A 17,264-nucleotide genomic window follows, 5' to 3' on the forward strand; every position below is an offset into this window, starting at 1 on the left:
TCGGGAGTGGAGCACGTGAAGATGATCCGAGGGGGACGGGGGCTGGTCGCGTTGCTCGCCGTCGCGGCGGTGGCCGTGAGCGGGTGCGACAGCAAGGGTGGCGCCACGGGCGACCCGAGCAAGGACACCGGTGCCGGGTCCGTCGCCGGGCTGCCGGTGACGCACTTCGAGAGCGGCCTCAAGCCCGACGCGCCAACGCCGACCATCGATGTCAAGAACGCCGACGGCGGCGAGGACGACAAGCTCGCCACCGCCGCGATCGACGACGTCCAGACGTACTGGAACGAGCGGCTGCCCGCCGACTTCGGGGAGCAGTTCGAGCCGGTGAAGTCGCTGCTGTCCTACGACTCGCAGACCGACACCGAGAAGACCGGCTGCGGCAGCGTCAAGAAGCTCGTGAACGCGTTCTACTGCTCGGTCGACGACTCGGTCGCGTGGGACCGCGGTGTCCTGCTGCCGATGCTGCGCCAGCGGTTCGGGCCGATGTCCGTCGTCGTCGTGCTGGCGCACGAGTTCGGCCACGCCGTCCAGTACCGGCTCGGCGAGAAGGCCAACATGACCAAGAGCACCCCGACCGTCGTGAAGGAGCAGCAGGCCGACTGCTTCGCCGGCGGCTACTTCCGCTGGGTCGCCGAGAACAAGAGCAAGTACTACCAGGTGTCGACGTCCGAAGGCCTGAACCAGGTCATGGCGGCGATGTTCCTGATCCGCGACCAGGCGGGCACCAGCGGCGCCGACCGCGGCGCGCACGGCACGGCGTTCGATCGCACCTTCGCGTTCCAGACCGGGTTCGAGAAGGGCCCGAAGGAGTGCGCGGCGATGAACACCGAGAACGTCAAGGCCCGGCTGACCGAGCGCCCGTTCGACAAGGGCGACACCGGCAAGGGCGACGCGAAGTTCAACGACCAGGCCGTCGACCTGCTGAAGAAGAGCCTCGACGAGGCCTTCAAGGGCGCCGGGGTGACCGCGCCGGAGATCGCCGACGGCGGCAGCTGCCAGACCACGCCGCCCGCGTCGTACTGCCCGGGCGACAACACGGTGAGCATCGACCTGGCGAAGCTGTCGCAGCTGGCCCAGCCGATCGACCGCGACGCGGAGATGAAGGGCGAAGACCCGGGCGGCATGGGCGACTTCGCCGCGTTCTCGGAAGTCGCTTCGCGGTACGCGATGGGCATCCAGAAGGGCGTCGGCGCGTCGATCGACAACGCGAACGCGGGGCTGCGCACGGCGTGCCTGGTGGGTGCGTGGGCGGCGTTCACGAACCGCCCGGGCGACCTGCGGCTGTCGGCGGGCGACCTCGACGAGGCGATCGCGGACCTGCTGCAACCGGAGAGCCTGATCTCCGCCGACGTCAACGGGAAGCGCCCGGACAGCGGTTTCGACCGCGTCGAGTCGCTGCGGCGCGGGTACCTCGAGGGGTCTTCGGTCTGCTCGAAGCAGTACGCCTGAGCTCATGGGAAAGGCCCCCACCGCGCGGTGGGGGCCTTTCTCATGAGTCCTAGAAGAGGGCGCTCGCCAGGTCGCGGCGGGCCTTCATGACGCGGTCGTCGGCCGGGTCGAAGAGGTCGAACAGCGCGACCAGGTGCTCGCGGACCTTGTTGCGGTCGTCGCCCGCCGTGCGGCGGACCGTGTCGATCAGGCGCTTGAAGCCCGCCTCCACGTTGTTCTCCGCGATCTCCAGGTCGGCCGCGTCGAGCTGGGCCGCCAGGTCGGACGGGTCGGCGTCGGCCTTCGCGCGCGCCTCCGGGTCGGCGCTCTCCGCGCGGGCGGTGAACTTGACCTGGGCCAGGGCGTTCTTCGCCAGCTCGTTCGCCGGTTCGACGTCGAGGATGCGCTCGTACGCGGCCTGCGCGCCGGCGAAGTCGCCGCGCTCGAAGGCCTCTTCCGCTTCGGTGAAGCGCGGGTCCTCGGGCTCCTCGACCGGGCCGGCGCCGTTGGCCTCGGCCTCGCGGATCGCCGGGAGCTTGTCGCGCAGGGCGTCGAGCAGCGCGTTGATCCACTTGCGGATCTCGGGCTCGGGCAGCGCGCCGGAGAAGGCGTCGACGGGCTGCCCGCCGCCGATGGCGACGATCGTCGGGATGGACTGCGCGCCGAAGAGCTGCGCGATGCGCGGGTTCGCGTCGACGTCAACCTTCGCGACGACCCAGGCGCCACCGGACTCGGCGGCCATCCTCTCCAGCACCGGCGACAGCTGCTTGCACGGGCCGCACCACTCGGCCCACAGGTCGACGATCACCAGCTGGTGCAGGGATCGCTCCACGACCTCGGCCTGGAAGGTGGCCTCGGTGACGTCGATCACGGCGCCGGACGACGGGGCGGGCGGGGGTGCGTCACCCGCCGGGCCGGGGCCGCTCGCGGGCGGGGCCGGCTGCCTGTGCGCCGTTTCGGCGCGGGCCTTGAGCGCGGACAGGTCGACCGCGCCGGAAAGGGCGGCGGACAGGGCCGCTGACTTCGCTGCAGATCCGCGTGGTTGGGTCACGCCTCCATCCTGGCACGCGCGCCGGAGGAGTTTCACGGGGTGCCCGGCCGGTCCGCTTGGCAGGACGGCGCCGCTGGGGCAGGCTCGGCCGGGTGCACATCCGGCGTGACGTGAAGGTGGGCCTGTCGGTCGCGGCCGCCGTCGCCTGGATCGGCGCGGTGACGCTGCTCATCGTGCACGAACCGGACCCGGGTGCCGGCTCGCCCGCCGAGCTGCGCGACCGTCTCTCCGCGGCGCTCTCCGGGCACGACGCCGACGCGTTCGCCGGCCTGCTCGACTACCCGGGTTCCGGCGGCGGCGACTTCGCGAAGGACTACGTCACGGTGCTGGCGGACCACGGCGTCCACGACGTGCACGTGGAGCTGGGCCCGGACGCGGCGGCCCCGGCCCGCGCGACGGTCACGGGCGCGCTCGGCGACGGCAAGCCGTTCAGCTACCCGCTGACGGTGACGAGCGAAGACGGCCGCTGGACGGTCGCCTTCACCCCGCCGCTCCCCTGACCCCCAGCGCCCCAATGTGGCCTTGGTTGCGTTGAATCAGCACTGCGGCGCGGAGCGCCTCCGTTGAGGGTGGTGGTGGGGGCATGGATGGAGCACCCAAGGCGGCCTTCGGTGCGTCTGACGCACCGAAGGCCACATTGGGGCGCTCGAGAACTGGGGTCAGGCGTCGCGGAGGTGGGCTTCGATCCGGTCCACCTTGGCCTCGAGCTGGTCGGCGAAGCCGGGGCGGATGTCGGCCTTCAGGACCAGCCCGACGCGCGCCGAGCCCTCCCCCGCGGCCTCGACCGCCCGCTTCACGACGTCCATCACTTCGTCCCACTCGCCCTCGAGGTTGGTGAACATCGCGTTGGTCGAATTGGGCAACCCCGACTCACGGACCACCTTGACGGCGCGGGCGACGGCCTCGCTCACCCCGCCGTCGGTCTCCCCGCCGGACGGGCTCACGCTGAACGCGACGATCATGTCGGAAGTCCCTTCTTCGGTGTTCTTTCCGCCGGTCGGGCGACACCCGCCGGTACCCGCTGGTAACTTCGCGTGTCATGAACCGTCCGCTGCCGTTCGACCCGATCGCCCGCGCGGCACAGCTCTGGGAGGCCCGGATCGGGCCCTCCGGCACCATGGCCGCGGTCACCGGCGTGATGCGGGTCCAGCAGATCATCCAGTCCGCGGTGGACGGCGCGCTCAAGCCGCACGGCCTGACCTTCGCCCGGTACGAAGCGCTGGTGCTGCTCACCTTCGCCCGCAGCGCCAGCCTGCCGATGCGGGTGATGGGCGAGCGGCTCCAGCTGCACCCCACCAGTGTCACCAACATAGTCGACCGGCTGGAACGCGACGGGCTCGTGAAGCGCGTCCCGCACCCGACCGACCGGCGCACGACGCTCGTCGAGATCACCGACGAAGGCCGCAAGCGCCGCGAGTCCGCGACCGTCGCCGTCAACGACATCGGCTTCGGGCTGACCGGGCTCACCGAGCGGCAGACCGAGCAGCTCACGGACCTGCTGACGAAGGTGCGCCGCGCGGCCGGCGACTTCACCGAATAGCCGCTGAACGAGAAAGGGCCCGCACCTGCAGGTGCGGGCCCTTTCTCACATACCGGGATCAGACGGCGACGGGTTCCCGGACCTGGAACAGGCCGACACCGCCGTGGGTCAGCCGCTGCGGGCCGTCGAGCTTGCCGTTGCGCAGCGCCCACTTCTCGAACAGCCACGTGAACAGCGGCGGGATGCTCGCGAGCAGGGCGAGGACCAGCGTCTTCGGGCGCCAGCCGAGCGGCTTCGCCACGGACAGGGAGACGACCACGTAGAGGACGAAGATCACGCCGTGCACCATGCCGATGACGGGCACGCCGCCCTCACCGGAGGAGTGCACGACGTACTTGAGGAACATCCCGACAAGCAGCGCCGCCCAGGAAAGGGCTTCGGCGACTGCGGCCACGCGGAACACTAGAGCGGCCTTGCTGGACACTTCTTCCTCCTGTGGGGTCTCACCACTGTGGTCTAGGCACAAAAAACGTCCGACGCACCGTCCAAGGCGGACTGCCTGTGGACGTCAACGGCGCTGTCGGACGTGCTGATATCAGTGTGAGGCGTGATGGCCCTCACGGGAACACCGGGGCCCGTGACGATGCTCACGGCCGTGGTCCACTGTGGTCTGGACCACGGCCGTGAGCGCTTCCGTCTACTCCGCGCAGGGTGAGGCAGGTGCGGACGACGGTGACGTCCCCCACGTCGCCGCGGCGGCGTCGGTGGTCAGGCGGAAGTCGAGCGTCGTGCCCCGCTTCAGCTGGTCCACGTTGACGTACACGCGATCACTCGGCTTCGAGCCGACCTGCAGGCCCGAGACGTACTGCAGCTTCGAACCGTCCGCGCCGGGCGCCTTGATCGTGATGTCACGCCCGTTCTCCGGGTGCAGCACGGACTTCGCGAACCGCGGCGAGTTCAGCACGAAGTTCCCACTCCCTGGGACAGCCGGGTAGAGACCGAGCGCGCTGAAGACGTACCACGCCGACATCGTGCCGAGGTCGTCGTTCCCGGTGACGCCGTTGGGCGCGTTGGTGAACAGCGTGTGCGCCGCCCGCACGACCCCGGACGTCTTCGCCGGCTGCCCGGTGAGCGCGTACATCCACGGCGAGTGCAGGTCGGGCTCGTTGTTCGGGTTGTAGCGGAACTGGTCGTAGTAGTCGTACGGGCCGACGACCCAGTTCTCGCGGACAGCCGTCGCGGGATCCTTCACCAGTTCGTCGTAGGCGAAGAAGTCGTCGAGCCGCTTGCCGGTGGCCGCCGGGCCGCCCATGCGGTCGACGAGCCCGGGGACGTCCTGCTGGACCAGCCACTGGTACTGCCAGGCCGTGCCCTCGTGGAAGCCGTCCTGGCTCTGCGGGCTGTACGGCTTGTCCGCGGGCGAGAACCAGTCGCCGCCCGCGACCTTCGGCCGGAAGAAGCCGGTGAAGCCGCGGTCCGTCTGCGATTCGTCCCACAGCGTCCGGTAGGTCCGGCCCTTCGCGGCCAGCGCGGCCGCGTCGTCCTTCTTGCCGAGCGCCGCGGCCATGACCGACAGCGAACAGTCACCGAGCGCGTACTCCAGCGTCGCGGACGCGCCGTGGTTCGGGTCGGTGTCCTGGCCCTTCTTCGGGAAGTCCGGGTCGTACTGGACGAAGCCGTCCTGCTGGTAGCTGGCGTTGCCGGAGCGGCCCTGGAACGGCGACGACGCGGGCGGGATCTGCGTGGAGTTCTGCAGCAACGCCTGGTAGGCGCGCATCTCGTTGCCCGACAACGCCCCGAATCGCCAGAGGTCCACCAGGAACGGCGTGACCGGGTCACCGGTCATCGTGTTCGTCTCCTGGCTCGCGTACGCCCACCGCGGCAGCCAGCCACCCTGGTCGTGGATGGCGAGGATGCTCTTCGCGATGTCCTTCGCGCGATCCGGCCGCAGCAGGGCGAGGAGCTGGTTCTGCGTGCGGTAGGTGTCCCACAGCGAGAAGAAGTCGTAGTACGTCCAGCCGACCGCACGGTGGATCTTCTTGTCGAAGCCGTAGTAGCGGCCGTCGGCGTCGTTCGCGGTCAGCGGCTGCAGCAGCGCGTGGTAGAGCGAGGTGTAGAACACCGTGCGGTCGTCGGTCGAGCCGCCCTTGATGTCCACAGTGGACAACTCGTGTCGCCACGTTCGCTGCACGTCGGCCTTCGCCGCGTCGAACGACCGGATGTGCTCGGCGGCCAGGTTCACCCGCGCGCCCTGCGCGTCCACCTGGGAGATCGCCGTGGTGGCGGTGACCTGGCCGCCGCCTCCGAACGTCAGCCACGCGCCACGCAGGCCCGCCCCGCCGCTCGACTCGCGGGACCCGGGCGTGCCGCCGGTCGGCGACCACGTGCCCGAGGCTTTGAAGGGCTTGTCGAACTTCGTCGTGAAGTACGTCGTGTAGGACTTGCCGCCGCAGAACGCCTGCGACTCCACGGTTCCTTCGACGGTCCGGTCGTCGACGACGCGGATGCTGCTGCCGGTCACCGGTTCCTTGTCGTTGGCCTGCCCGACGTTGACGAAGACGTTGGCGTCACCGGACTTCGCGAACGTGTACCGCTCGACACCCGCGCGAGTGGCCGCAGTCGTCTCGACGTCGACGCCGCCGTAGCCGGTCAGGTGGACCTTGTAGTAGCCGGGCTTGCCGACCTCGCCGTCGTGGGTGAACGGCGCCGCGTACTGCTTCTGGTCGAAAGTGGACGCCTTCGTCGTGTCGAACACCTTGCCCGGGCCCACTTCGCCGGTGGTCGGCAGCGTCGAGACCAGGCCGCCCTGCTCCCAGCAGCCCGCGCCGGACAGGAAGAAGTGCCCGAAGCCGCGGATGGCCGTGTCGGTGTAGCGATAGCCGGCGTAGTGCGAGGTGATGGGGCTGACCTGCGTCATCCCGAAGGGCGCCGAGGCGCCGGGGAAGGTGTTCCCCTCGTCCTGCGTGCCGATGAACGTGTTGACGGCGTCGAGGGCGTCACCCCCGGAAGCCGAAGCGACGGCGGGACTCACCCCCGTCGCCACCACGGCGAGCGTCAACGCGCCCGCCAGGACCTTGCTCTTCACTGAGCTCCTCCTGCCAACGATGTCATCCCCCGACACCTTCGGCAACGCCCGACGAACCGGTCAAGAGGGCGGTGAATACCTGTCTCGTTCCGGACAGCGGTCAACCGGCGAGGGCGAACGCCGTCACCCGCACCGCTCCCGTGCCGCCGGTCCGCCGCGCTTCGACCACCAGCTCGGCACTCGGGGCGACCGCGACTTCGTGGCGGCCGACGTCGCCGGTGACCGCGAAGGGTTCGGCCGCTTCACCGTCCACGACCACGCGCACCTCGCCTTCGCTGTCGGCGACGGCCTCGAGGACGACCACGAACGCGCCGGGCCGGGTGAGCAGCCGGACCAGCGGGGTCCACCCTGCCGAGGTCGTGCCGGGCCAGTCCTGCGGACGCGCCGGCTGGAAGGCCAGGACGGGGACGGGGACGGGCGCGGCCGCCGCCGCGAACGTCGCGGCGTGGCGGGTGCCTTCGAGCACGCGCAGGCGCCGCTGGATCTCCCGCAGCAGCGTGACGAGCGTGTCCGGCTGGTTGACGCGGCTCACGACGGCTCCAGGAAGGGTTCGACGGTCAACACGACCTCCTCCTGCCCGGCGTCGTCGCCGGGCGTGACCGACAGCCCGAGCAGCCGGACGGTGACGTCGAGCTGGTCCCCGGCGAAGAACGGGTCGGCCACGACGATCCGCGCGTCGTCGCCGACCGAGTACGACCCGACGACCGGGTCGAGATCGGCGCGCACGGTCAGCTCGGGCAGCACGACGGGCCGCCGCCGCGCGGCCAGCTCACCGGCGACGTGCGCGGCGAGCATCGCGGCGTCGGTGGTGTCCACGGGCGCGGCCGCGGCCTCCAGCAACGGCCAGCCGCCCGCCGTCGCGCCCGGATCCGACCGCACCACCGGGACGCCCCCGGCGTCGGCGTTCCCCATCCCGAGCACCCGGGTCGCCATGCTCGCGGCGTCGCTCGGCCAGACGAAGTCGACGAGGTTCGCGCCGTACTCCCAGACGAACGCACGGTCGCCGCCCGGCAGGCCCAGGCGCGGATAACCGAGTCGCAGCAACCGTTCCGGCTGGCCGCTCTCGTCGTAGCGGACGTCGAAGGCGAAGTCGAACCCGGTGTCGGTGTTGGCGAGGTCCCGCAGGACCTCCGCGACCGACTTCAGGTCGGCCGACGTGTAGCTCACCGTGCGCAGGACGCCGGAGCTCGCCGAGCCGGTCACCACCACCCCCAGGTCACCCCCGTCCGCCGACTGCGCGAGGTCCAGGAGCCCCCGCGCGACCGCGAGCTGGTCGGTGGCCGTGAACGACACCGGCCGGGTCAGGTCCGCGGGGTCGAGGACCAGCCGGTGGTCGAAGTAGGACAGGAAGTCGGCGGCGGTCAGCTCCAGCACACCACCGGCCGCGCTGTAGCGGCTGGTCCAGATGATGCCGCCCCACACCAGGTCGCCGTCCCGGTCGACGTAGACCGCGGTGCGGCCCGGCTCGGCGAGCAGCCGCGGCTCCCGGATCCGGATCTCCGGATCGTCGACGCGCAACTGCCCGCGCAGCGTGCCGGTGTCGTTCAGCTTCTTGTCGAACTGCACTCCGGACAGCGGGAGCTCGTCCAGGATCGCGCCGGTGCGCAGGTCCGCGATCAGGTAGGTGTACGACGTGCCCATCTGCCGCGCCTAGTAGGTGGAGAACGTGAGGCCGTCGAGGGAGAGCCAGCCGGAGTTGCCCGTGGTCGCCATCACCTCACCGGTCGGCAGGATGTCAACGCGGCCGTGCGCGTCCGGGTTGGTGGAGACGCCGAGCAGCCAGTGCGCGACCGGCCGGTAGCCGACCGGCAGCGTGAAGATCGGCTTGTCGAAGACGCCGTTGCGGACCAGTCCGCGCAGCCGCACCCAGCCGTCGTCCAGCAGGGTGTAGGCGGCCGTGGTGAACCCGCTGCCGTAGTTGACCCAGCTGTTCTGCAGCGACGGTGTGCGCCAGGTGTCCCCGCGCGGCGGGCGGTAGGGCACCCACGCGGTGCCGCGCTTGCACAGCAGCACCCCGGTGTCGAGGCGATAGACGAACTGGCTGCTGTGCGTGGTCGCGACCGGCGGCAGGTCGGCGTCCCCGCGCACCGGCAGGATCCCGCTCAGCGCGGCGGTGAACTGGCGCCGGTCGAGCAACGTCGGCGCGGTGCCGGCCGGCGGCACCTGCACTTCGGCCAGCACGAGCACCGGCGACCCGCTCGGCGTCGGCCGGACGGGGCTCGCGGCGTTCTCCCCCGCGTAGACGTTGACCGCGAAGGCGCCACCGACGATCTCGGCCACCACCAGGTCCACTCTGGACAGTGACGCGTGCGCCGCGCCGAAGGGCAGTTCCTTCACCGCGTCCAGCGTGACGATGTACGGGCCGTCGCCCGGCCGGGCCCGGTCGGTGAGCACCGCCTGGAACGGGTTGACGCGCAGCTTGTTCGACGCGATCGCGACCAGTCCGGGCGTGCCCGGCGCGTCCCGGATGCCCGGTCGCGCCCGGAGCGGGTCGAGCGCGTCGCCGGTCGCGTCCGCCTGCACCAGTGCGCCGGTGATCAACCGCGCTTCGGCCGAGTCGACGCCGTCGACCCACCCCGCGTGCCGTTCCGCCATCGCAAGCTCCCCTTCTCGCTCTTCAGATCCACGCGTCGCGCCAGCGGACGGTCAGCGTGCCCGCGTCGGCGTCGTCGAAAGCCTCGAACCCGATCGCCGTGCCGCCCGGCGGGAAGCCGAACCAGCTCGACCGCGGCTGCAGCACCGAACGGCGGGACGCCGTGCCGAGGAACACCGTGCGTGCGGCGGTGTCGACGGTCAGCACGTCCCCTTCGGCGAGGCTCAGCGAGAACGCGAGCCGTTCGCCGGTCGAATCGTTGCGGATCACCGGCTGCGTGCACGGGCCGGTGATCGTCCACACCGGCCGGGTGGTCGCCGTGCCGGCGTTCACGACCGCCAGCGAGCCGCCCTCCGATTGCCCGAACACCAACGGGAACCGCAGCGGGAAGGTGATGCCCTGACCGGGTTTCGGCAACCCGCACGACAGCTCGTGGACGTCGGCGCCGTAGCGCAGCGGATCGGGCGCGGTGACCTGCAGGGACCAGTCGAAGCTCACCGGTGTGGTGTCGGAGACCTTCGTCCCGGCGGACAGCCGGACCAGCGCGCGGCGGGTCACGGTGCGCTCCCGCACGACGAGCTCGGCCGGTGCCGAGCCGTCCGCGAGGATCGCGGCGATCCGGTCCTTCGCCCGCTCGTGGGCGTCTTCGTCGGGCGCGACGGCGGTGCCCTCCAAGGTGATCACCCGCGCCGAGCGGAACGACGGCGCGTCGAAGGCGCCGTCGCGCTGCGGGCGGTCGGCGAGTTCGAGCCGGACGCCGGGCCCGGTCGACCAGCCGTCCTCTTTGGTCACCCACCACTCGACGCCGTCCGCGTCCACGACGTTGCCCGCCCAGCCGTCCACTTCGTAGACCGGCAGCGCGAGCGACACGGCACTCAGCGCTTCGCCGCCCATGCCACCTCCCGGGCCGCGACGCGGCCGATCTCGTATTCGGACTGGCCCGCCCGCGGGTGCACGTTGACGGTCACCGCGCCACCCGGCGCGGAGCGGGCCACCGGGCCCACGGCGGACGCCGCGACCGCCTTGGTCAGGTTCGCCACCGCGGGCCGGATCGTCGAGGAACCCGGCAGCGGCACCAGCCGGGTCATCGCGCCGGAAACCTGGTCGCCGCTCGCCTCGATGCCGACGGTCAGCCCGGCTCCGATGTTGCGGCCGATGTCGGCCATCACCTGCGACGGCGAGAAGATCTTGAGAACGCTCTTGATCGGGCCGGGGATCTTGTCGACGATGAAGTTCTTGATCGCCGAGAGGATGTTGCCCGCCATGTCGCGGATGCCGCCGATGAACCCTTCGATCAGCGACTTGCCCGCGCCGTAGAGCGTCTTCCCGATGTTGCCGAGCGCGGAGACGACCCGGCCGGGCAGCCCGCGCACGAACGAAACGACCCCGGAGATCGCGTTGCTCACCGCGGACTTGGCCTGGTCGAAGGCGTTCCGCACGATGCCGACCACCTGGCCGACGCCGCGGATCGTCGCGACGACCGCGTGGATCGCGCCGGTGACGATCGCCTTCACCGCGTTGAACACCGTCGTGACGACCGTGCGCACGATGGAGAAGTACGTCGTGACGTAGGTGCGGATCACGGTGACCGCGACCTGGATCACCTTGGCGATGTAGGGCCACACGACCGCGACGACGCCGCGGATCGCGTTCACCGCCCCGAGCACGACGTTCTTCACGGCGGTGAAGACGGCGTTGACGATCGTCCGGAACGTGGTGCTGCGGTTGTAGGCCAGCACGACCGCCGCCACGAGCAGCGTGATCGCGGTGACGATCAGCCCGATGGGATTCAGCCGCATCACCACGTTGAGCAGTGCCTGCGCGACCGACCAGAGCCGGGTCGCGACGGCGACCACTTTTTGCGCGACGGCCATCGCCACCGTCCGCGCGGTCGCGATCACCGCCTGTGCCGCGGTTTTCGCGTAGCCGACCGCGAGCTGCGCCAGGTTCCGCACCGCGCCCGCCGCGGCCACGGCGGTGCTCCGGGCTTGCGCGGCGAACCGGCCGATCGCCTGGCCCGCGCTCGTCGCGGCTTGGCGGGCGGAGTTGAGGCCCTGCGTGAGCGCGCCCCGCAACGACGTCCCGAGGTCGCGGATCGCGCCCGGGGCGTTCTTGACCATGTTCTTCAGGTCGGCGCCGAGCCGCTGCACTTCGACAGCGCTTTCCCGCAGGCCCGTGCGCAGGTCCTTGATGGCGCCCGGCAGTTCCCGCATCGCGGCCGCGGCGTCCTTGACCTGCCCGACGGTGTTCTGCACGGCGGTCGCCGCCGTGCCGACCGCGTCGGCGAAGCCCACCACGTCGGTGACCGCCGCGGTCACGGCCGGGTGCGTCTCCTTGAACTTGGCGGTCATCTCGCCGAGTTCCTTGTTGACGTGCTCGGTGAACCCTTCGGTCAGCTTCGTGGCCGCGTCGGAGACGGCGCTCGTGATCGACTCGCGGATGCCGTTGATCAGCGCCGTCACCTGGGCCTGCGCCGCGTTGGTGATGGCCGACGTCGGCTGGGTCACGAACTCACCTCCCTGGGGTGCCGAAGAACGCGGCGATCTCGTCGGTGCTCGCCGCCGGGTCGGGTGCCACCTCCACGCCCGGGCGCGGCACCGGCCGCGGCCGGTCCGGCGGGTCGGCGCCCTCGGCGGAGTTGGCCGCGACGAACAGCCAGTTGCCCACCGCCAGCTCGTCGACCGCGCCCGCGAGCAGGTGCTCGGTCAGGCCCCACTCCGCCGCCTCGCCGTGCAGGGCGCGCACCAGCGCGGACTCGCGTGGCAGGTGCCGGATCAGCACCCGCAGCCGACGTGGGGTCAGTTTCCCGCGGTAGTAGTCGAGCAGGTCCACCCGGTAGAACCGGAGCAGGTCGGCTTCGACGGCCTCGCCGTGCTCGCTCAGGAGCGCGTCGAGGCCGAGGATTCCCCCAGCGCCATACCGGTGTCCCGGCCGTAGGCCTCCAGCAGGGCCTGGATGTCCTGCACGCTCAGCGCGTGCCTGCCGAGCTGCTCGAACTGCTCCGCGCCGAGCAGCACTTCGAGCAGACCGTCCAAGTCGGACGGATCGAGGCCGGACAGCCGGGCCACCGCTTCCCGGGGCAGTTCGCTGGGCAGGCTGAACGTGTCGCCGTCCAGCTCGAACTCCCAGCGCTCCCCCAGTGCTTCCAGGCGCTGCGCCCGGACCGCGTTGACGTTGTACTTCGCCATTTCGTGCGTTCCCTCTCGCCCGGTCACGCGGGCTGTTCTTCGGCTTCGGCTTCGGCGGCGGCGCCGGCGGCGGCCTGGTTGATCGACCACTGCGCGAGCGGCTCGGACGTGCTGTTGATCGGTGTCATCGCGGTGAACGTGACCCCGAGCTTGATCGCCGACGTCCGGGTGATCGCGGTTTCATCGGTCTCGGTGACGACCCCGCGGGGGATGTAGAACCGGTGCTTGACGTTCGGGCCGTCGCTGAACTCGATGCCGAGCGCGCGTTCGTCGACCCGGGGCGCGGCGGCGATGTTGTAGACGCCGCTCGTCCCCGCGGGCGAGCTGAAGAAGAACTGCAGGGTGTCGCTGTTGATCTGGAGCAACGAAAACTTCGCGGAGAAGTCGCGGTCGCTGAAGACGTACCGGATCGCGGCCACCGACTGCCAGGTGTCCACCGGATCGAGCTTGTCCTTCTTGACGAACTTGACGCCGTCGGCCGTGGTGTAGCCGAGATCCACCCACGGCGACGCCCACGGCTTCGTGAAGTCGGCGGGTGCGGCGGTGTGCGCCGGCGCCACGTAGATGGCCCCGGTTCCCGCCACCCGGATTTCGCTGGCGTTCAGTCCTGGCATGAGCAGCCCTCCCACTGCACCGCCGGCCGGTCAGGCCGGTCTGGATTCGACTTGCGCGACGAACCGGTACCGCATGACGTAACGGTTCGCGTCGGAATGCTTCCGGTCGAGCACGAAGCACGGGCCCTGGAGCTCGGCCACGTCGGGGAACACGGTCCCGCCGGAGGCGGTCAGGAGCGGCAGGACACCCCGCACGGCCAACGAGACCGCGTGCGCGGCGGTCTTGTCCGGTCCGTAGGAGTCCAGCCGCACTTCGGCGTTGTCGAGCCGGTCGTCGTCGAGGTAGACACCGCCGAGGCGGGTGAGCACCACAGCCCGCTGCGTCCCGTCGAAGCCCGGCGGCACCGCCGACCCCACCGGCACGCCGGACAGCTCCGGCCGCGCGCGCACGAACTCCGCGACGGCCTGCTCGACATCCGGGAACACCAACGGTTCCTGGGTGATCGGCACGATTCCCCCCACCTCCCCACTCCCCTTGGGGTGTGACCAACGTAACGCAGCGATCTTCACGCGTAAGCGGCCGAATGGGGGACACGGTGTGGACGCACGCGAAACGGCCCCCTCCCGGACAGGAGGGGGCCGTCGCCTTTGTGGACTTACGCGCCGGTGGCGATGGCGAACACGTGGAGTGCGCCGCCGCTGACGTTCGACGGCAGCGTCACGCTGGCCACCGTCTTGCCCGCGTCCAGCGTGATCGGGTTCGTACCGAACACCATCGTGCGGATCTGCTGCGGGTCGCTGCCCGAAGCGTTGCGGTACGGCGTCGACAGCACGATCCGGTTGCCGAACGACGGTTGCGCGCCGCCGCCGCCGAGGGTCCAGTCGGAGAACCCGATGGTGGCGGTCGACTTGCTGCCGTCGGTGTAGGTGATCGTCAGCGTGCCGGACGCGTTGCCGTTAGACGCCGAGCCGAGCAGCGCGAGCCGTCCGGATCCGGACACGTTCACCGTCTGGCCGTTGGCGACCGCGTTGTCGGGGTCGCCGGCCGGGAACGACGGCCAGGTGAACTTGATGCCGTCACTGGTCACCGTGCCACCGGGGGTGGCGCCGGCCGCGGCCAGCGCGTCGGCCGAGTAGCTCCAGCCGCCGCCGTCGAAGTTGGCCTTCGACGAGTCGGAGTCCGGGGAGATGCCGGCGTTGTCGACCGTGGCGAGCCAGCTGTTCGGCTGCGCCACGAGCACCGTCAGCACCGCTTGCGTCGAGGCGACTCCCGGCGACGAGAACGTCACCGGAATGCGGCGAGCGCCGTCGGCCAGCCCGGCCGGCACCGAAACCGTCAGATCCGCGTGCGCCTTGCCGCCCGCCGGGACGGCAATGCTGCCCGACGCCGGGGTCAGCGTGACCCCGTCGACGCTGCCCGCGGTGTAGGCCCAGGTCCGGGCGGTGCCGGAGAGGTCCTGAACACCGACCGACGCCGACGACGTCGACCCCGCGGGTGTCACCGCGCGCGCCGGGTCCACAAAGGACAGGGCGGGCTTCTCCTGCTCGCGGAACGACGGCGGCGCGTCGGCCGGAGCGCTGCCCCACGCGGTCGCCGTGGCGGACCGGGTGTAGTCGAGCGTGCCGCCGTTGGAGATGAGCGCCTCCGGCAGCCACGCCTTCGAGGCCGCGCCACCGTTGACCTTCAGGCTGCCCACGTAGTCGCCGGTGCCCGGCGCGTTGACGGTGATCTTCTTGCCCGCGCCGGTGGTGAGCACGGCGTGCTCGAAGCGCGGGGTGACGAGCAGCGTCTCGGCGCGGCCCGGGATCTCCGGGTAGAGGCCGAGCGCGGACCAGACGTACCAGGCCGACATCTGGCCGAGGTCGTCGTTGCCGATCAGGCCCTCGGGATTCGGGTTGTACAGCTCGTCCATCGAGCGGTGCACGATCGACTGGGTCTTGGCCGGGGCGCCCGCGTACGAATACACGTACGGCGCGTTGGAGTTCGGCTCGTTGCCCATGAAGGCGTACGGCTCCTGCGTGCCCGCGTTCAGCTGGGTGAAGAAGGTGTCCAGCCGGGACTGCGTCGCGGTGTTCCCGCCGAACGCCGTCACGACGCCGCCGAGGTCGTAGGGCACCATCCACTCGTACTGCGCGCCGTTGCCCTCGACCCAGCCCTGCGAGCTGGCGGGGTCGTAGGTGCCGGCGAACGAGCCGTCCGCGTTGCGCGGCTGCAGGTGACCGGTGCCCGGGTTGTAGAGGTTCTGCCAGTTCTGCGCGCGCTTCATGAACGTCGTGTACGTCGCGCTGTCGCCGAGCCGCTTCGCGAATTCGGCGATGGAGAAGTCGGCGCTGGTGTACTCGAGCGTGTCCGCGCCGGCACCCGGTACGTACCCGAGCTTCTGGTAGTCGTCGAGGCCCGGCCGCTCGGTGTAGCCCTGCGTCGGCTGGGTGGCACCCTTGATCATGAGCAGCAACGCCTTCTGGGCGTCGAAGTCACGCGCGCCGAACGCGTACGCGCTGGACACGATGATGTGGTACGGGTCGCCGTTCATCACGCCGGTGTAGTCGTTGGCCACCGTCCAGCGGTCCCACGACCCGCCCTGCTCGGCGTAGGCCATCATCGACCGGACGATGTCCGAGGTCTCCTTCGGGTCGATCGTCGCCAGGAGGGGGACCTCCGAGCGGTAGATGTCCCAGCCGGAGAAGTTCGTGTACATCGCGTGGCCCTTGTCGGCCTTGTGGATTCGCCCGTCGAAGCCCGGGTACTGACCGTCCACATCGGAGAAGACGTTCGGCTGGATCAGCGAGTGGTACAGCGACGTGTAGAACGTCGTCATGTCCGCGTCCGAACTGCCGGTGACGGCGATCTTGCCGAGCTGGTCGTTCCACGCCTTCCGCGCGCTCGCGGCCACCGTGTCGAACGACTTCTTGGTGTTTTCGGCCTTGAGGTTGGCCTTCGCGCCGTCGACGGACACGAAGGACAGTCCGACCTGGACGTTGACCTGCGCGCCGTTGAGGTTGGCGAAGGTGACGTACCCGCCGCTGCCCGGACCGGACACGGTGGTGTCCTGCGTCTTGGCCTTGGCCGGGCGCGCGATCGACGCGTTGACGCCGTTGGGCTGCGCGACCTTCGCCTTGGCACCACCGGTTTCGGCGGACTTGCCCGGCGTCACGGCGCCGTTCTTCCACGTGCCGATCGACTCGAACGGCGTGTCGAACTTCGCCGAGAAGTAGACGCGGTAGCTGTTCTGCGCGCCGCAGAAGCGGCCGCTCGTGGCCCAGCCGCTGATGCTGTCCTCGCCGATCGTGATCGACGCGTCGTCGGTGCCGTTGACCGAGCCGGACGTGTTGACCAGCAGCGTCGAGGACGCGCCGGCCGGGTAGGTCACGCGCGCGGAGCCGGTGCGCTGGGTCGCGGCCAGCTCGACCTTCGCTCCACTGTCGAGGGTGACGTCGTAGGCGCCCGCGGTCGCGTGTTCGTTGGCGTGCGAGAACTTCGACGTGTAGTGCGCGGGGTCGGTCGCCGGAGAAGTCGTCACTTCACCGACATAAGGGATGAACGGGATGTCCTGATAGGTCGAACAGCCCGCGCCGGAAAGGTGCGTGAGGCTGAACCCGGTCAGGGCGTTGTCGTCGTAGAAGTACCCGCCGGGCTGGGACTTCACCGTGTCGGGACTCCACTGCACCATGCCGAACGGCGCCACCGCGCCCGGGAACGTGTTGCCGGCGCCGCCCCCGGTGCCGTGGTCGGCCCCGCCGGGCCGCGTGCCCACGAAGGGGTTGACCCACTTCGCGAAATCGGTGTTCTGAGCTGCCGTCGCGGGGACAGCGGGAGCCACCGCTGCCGTCACCGCCAATGCCAAAAAGGTCAAACCGGCTCTGAAGCGCAATCGCGCCATGGCC

At 70.6% G+C, this 17,264-nt stretch carries 17 protein-coding genes; 3 read left to right on the forward strand and 14 right to left on the reverse strand.

Going from position 1 to position 17,264, the window contains the following annotated elements; translation table 11 throughout:
- Positions 1-21: 21 nt before the first annotated feature.
- The gene (locus AB0M59_RS14275) at positions 22-1,449 is read left to right on the forward strand and encodes a neutral zinc metallopeptidase (protein WP_364614222.1); all 1,428 of its coding nucleotides are present in this window, start codon (positions 22-24) and stop codon (positions 1,447-1,449) included.
- Between the two features lie 49 nt (positions 1,450-1,498).
- Here the strand turns inward: AB0M59_RS14275 and AB0M59_RS14280 are convergent, their stop codons facing one another.
- Complete coding sequence (locus AB0M59_RS14280; RefSeq protein ID WP_364613996.1) at positions 1,499-2,479, reverse strand: tetratricopeptide repeat protein; 981 nt, start codon at positions 2,477-2,479, stop codon at positions 1,499-1,501.
- A 92-nt stretch (positions 2,480-2,571) separates the two neighbouring features.
- Here AB0M59_RS14280 and AB0M59_RS14285 point away from each other — a divergent pair, with 92 nt between their 5' ends.
- Positions 2,572-2,979: a hypothetical protein gene (locus AB0M59_RS14285; RefSeq protein WP_364613999.1), complete on the forward strand. Its 408-nt coding sequence runs from the start codon at positions 2,572-2,574 to the stop codon at positions 2,977-2,979.
- A 159-nt stretch (positions 2,980-3,138) separates the two neighbouring features.
- On the opposite strand, the gene AB0M59_RS14290 is transcribed toward AB0M59_RS14285, so the two are convergent.
- Positions 3,139-3,441 carry a thiamine-binding protein gene (locus tag AB0M59_RS14290; RefSeq protein WP_364614002.1) on the reverse strand — a complete coding sequence of 101 codons (303 nt, stop codon included), beginning with the start codon at positions 3,439-3,441 and terminating at the stop codon, positions 3,139-3,141.
- A gap of 77 nt (positions 3,442-3,518) precedes the next feature.
- Here AB0M59_RS14290 and AB0M59_RS14295 point away from each other — a divergent pair, with 77 nt between their 5' ends.
- A complete protein-coding gene (locus AB0M59_RS14295) occupies positions 3,519-4,019 on the forward strand; it encodes a MarR family transcriptional regulator (RefSeq protein ID WP_284743139.1) in 501 nt (166 codons plus the stop codon).
- A 58-nt stretch (positions 4,020-4,077) separates the two neighbouring features.
- Here AB0M59_RS14295 and AB0M59_RS14300 read toward each other — a convergent pair whose 3' ends face one another.
- The 12 genes from AB0M59_RS14300 to AB0M59_RS14355 all read right to left on the reverse strand — a co-directional run bounded on the left by AB0M59_RS14300 (position 4,078) and on the right by AB0M59_RS14355 (position 17,260).
- Positions 4,078-4,443 (reverse strand): DUF3817 domain-containing protein, encoded by a 366-nt coding sequence (locus AB0M59_RS14300; protein WP_364614005.1) that lies wholly within the window; start codon positions 4,441-4,443, stop codon positions 4,078-4,080.
- 213 nt (positions 4,444-4,656) lie between these two features.
- Positions 4,657-7,044, reverse strand: a complete 2,388-nt coding sequence (locus AB0M59_RS14305) for a GH92 family glycosyl hydrolase (RefSeq protein ID WP_364614008.1) — start codon at positions 7,042-7,044, stop codon at positions 4,657-4,659.
- A 100-nt stretch (positions 7,045-7,144) separates the two neighbouring features.
- Entirely contained in the window at positions 7,145-7,576 is a 432-nt protein-coding gene (locus AB0M59_RS14310; RefSeq protein WP_364614011.1) for a hypothetical protein, read from the reverse strand.
- The gene (locus AB0M59_RS14315; RefSeq protein WP_364614013.1) at positions 7,573-8,685 is read right to left on the reverse strand and encodes a hypothetical protein; all 1,113 of its coding nucleotides are present in this window, start codon (positions 8,683-8,685) and stop codon (positions 7,573-7,575) included. Before AB0M59_RS14315 ends, AB0M59_RS14310 begins: the two co-directional genes overlap by 4 nt.
- A gap of 9 nt (positions 8,686-8,694) precedes the next feature.
- The gene (locus tag AB0M59_RS14320; RefSeq protein WP_364614015.1) at positions 8,695-9,639 is read right to left on the reverse strand and encodes a hypothetical protein; all 945 of its coding nucleotides are present in this window, start codon (positions 9,637-9,639) and stop codon (positions 8,695-8,697) included.
- A 22-nt stretch (positions 9,640-9,661) separates the two neighbouring features.
- Positions 9,662-10,531 carry a phage tail protein gene (locus tag AB0M59_RS14325; protein ID WP_364614017.1) on the reverse strand — a complete coding sequence of 290 codons (870 nt, stop codon included), beginning with the start codon at positions 10,529-10,531 and terminating at the stop codon, positions 9,662-9,664.
- Positions 10,513-12,144 carry a hypothetical protein gene (locus AB0M59_RS14330; RefSeq protein ID WP_364614018.1) on the reverse strand — a complete coding sequence of 544 codons (1,632 nt, stop codon included), beginning with the start codon at positions 12,142-12,144 and terminating at the stop codon, positions 10,513-10,515. The genes AB0M59_RS14325 and AB0M59_RS14330 overlap by 19 nt, the downstream gene beginning before the upstream one ends.
- A 4-nt stretch (positions 12,145-12,148) precedes the next feature.
- A complete protein-coding gene (locus AB0M59_RS14335) occupies positions 12,149-12,469 on the reverse strand; it encodes a hypothetical protein (protein WP_364614020.1) in 321 nt (106 codons plus the stop codon).
- A 47-nt stretch (positions 12,470-12,516) separates the two neighbouring features.
- Positions 12,517-12,825, reverse strand: coding sequence for a hypothetical protein (locus AB0M59_RS14340; RefSeq protein WP_364614022.1), 309 nt, complete (start codon positions 12,823-12,825; stop codon positions 12,517-12,519).
- A 23-nt stretch (positions 12,826-12,848) separates the two neighbouring features.
- Positions 12,849-13,439 carry a phage tail protein gene (locus AB0M59_RS14345; protein WP_364614024.1) on the reverse strand — a complete coding sequence of 197 codons (591 nt, stop codon included), beginning with the start codon at positions 13,437-13,439 and terminating at the stop codon, positions 12,849-12,851.
- 30 nt (positions 13,440-13,469) lie between these two features.
- The gene (locus tag AB0M59_RS14350; protein ID WP_364614026.1) at positions 13,470-13,889 is read right to left on the reverse strand and encodes a hypothetical protein; all 420 of its coding nucleotides are present in this window, start codon (positions 13,887-13,889) and stop codon (positions 13,470-13,472) included.
- A 146-nt stretch (positions 13,890-14,035) separates the two neighbouring features.
- On the reverse strand, positions 14,036-17,260 hold the full coding sequence (locus AB0M59_RS14355; RefSeq protein ID WP_364614029.1) for a GH92 family glycosyl hydrolase: 3,225 nt from the start codon (positions 17,258-17,260) through the stop codon (positions 14,036-14,038).
- Positions 17,261-17,264: the final 4 nt, after the last annotated feature.

This window comes from Amycolatopsis sp. NPDC051371 (genome assembly GCF_040682155.1).
Classification (GTDB): domain Bacteria; phylum Actinomycetota; class Actinomycetes; order Mycobacteriales; family Pseudonocardiaceae; genus Amycolatopsis.

What these genes read in the sequence shown, in the direction of transcription:
- AB0M59_RS14275 (WP_364614222.1), top strand. Translation starts at nt 22, where the DNA reads ATGATCCGAGGGGGACGGGGGCTGGTCGCGTTGCTCGCCGTCGCGGCG.
- AB0M59_RS14290 (WP_364614002.1), bottom strand. Translation starts at nt 3,441, where the DNA reads ATGATCGTCGCGTTCAGCGTGAGCCCGTCCGGCGGGGAGACCGACGGC.
- AB0M59_RS14295 (WP_284743139.1), top strand. Translation starts at nt 3,519, where the DNA reads ATGAACCGTCCGCTGCCGTTCGACCCGATCGCCCGCGCGGCACAGCTC.
- AB0M59_RS14315 (WP_364614013.1), bottom strand. Translation starts at nt 8,685, where the DNA reads ATGGGCACGTCGTACACCTACCTGATCGCGGACCTGCGCACCGGCGCG.
- AB0M59_RS14320 (WP_364614015.1), bottom strand. Translation starts at nt 9,639, where the DNA reads ATGGCGGAACGGCACGCGGGGTGGGTCGACGGCGTCGACTCGGCCGAA.
- AB0M59_RS14325 (WP_364614017.1), bottom strand. Translation starts at nt 10,531, where the DNA reads ATGGGCGGCGAAGCGCTGAGTGCCGTGTCGCTCGCGCTGCCGGTCTAC.
- AB0M59_RS14340 (WP_364614022.1), bottom strand. Translation starts at nt 12,825, where the DNA reads ATGGCGAAGTACAACGTCAACGCGGTCCGGGCGCAGCGCCTGGAAGCA.
- AB0M59_RS14345 (WP_364614024.1), bottom strand. Translation starts at nt 13,439, where the DNA reads ATGCCAGGACTGAACGCCAGCGAAATCCGGGTGGCGGGAACCGGGGCC.
- AB0M59_RS14355 (WP_364614029.1), bottom strand. Translation starts at nt 17,260, where the DNA reads ATGGCGCGATTGCGCTTCAGAGCCGGTTTGACCTTTTTGGCATTGGCG.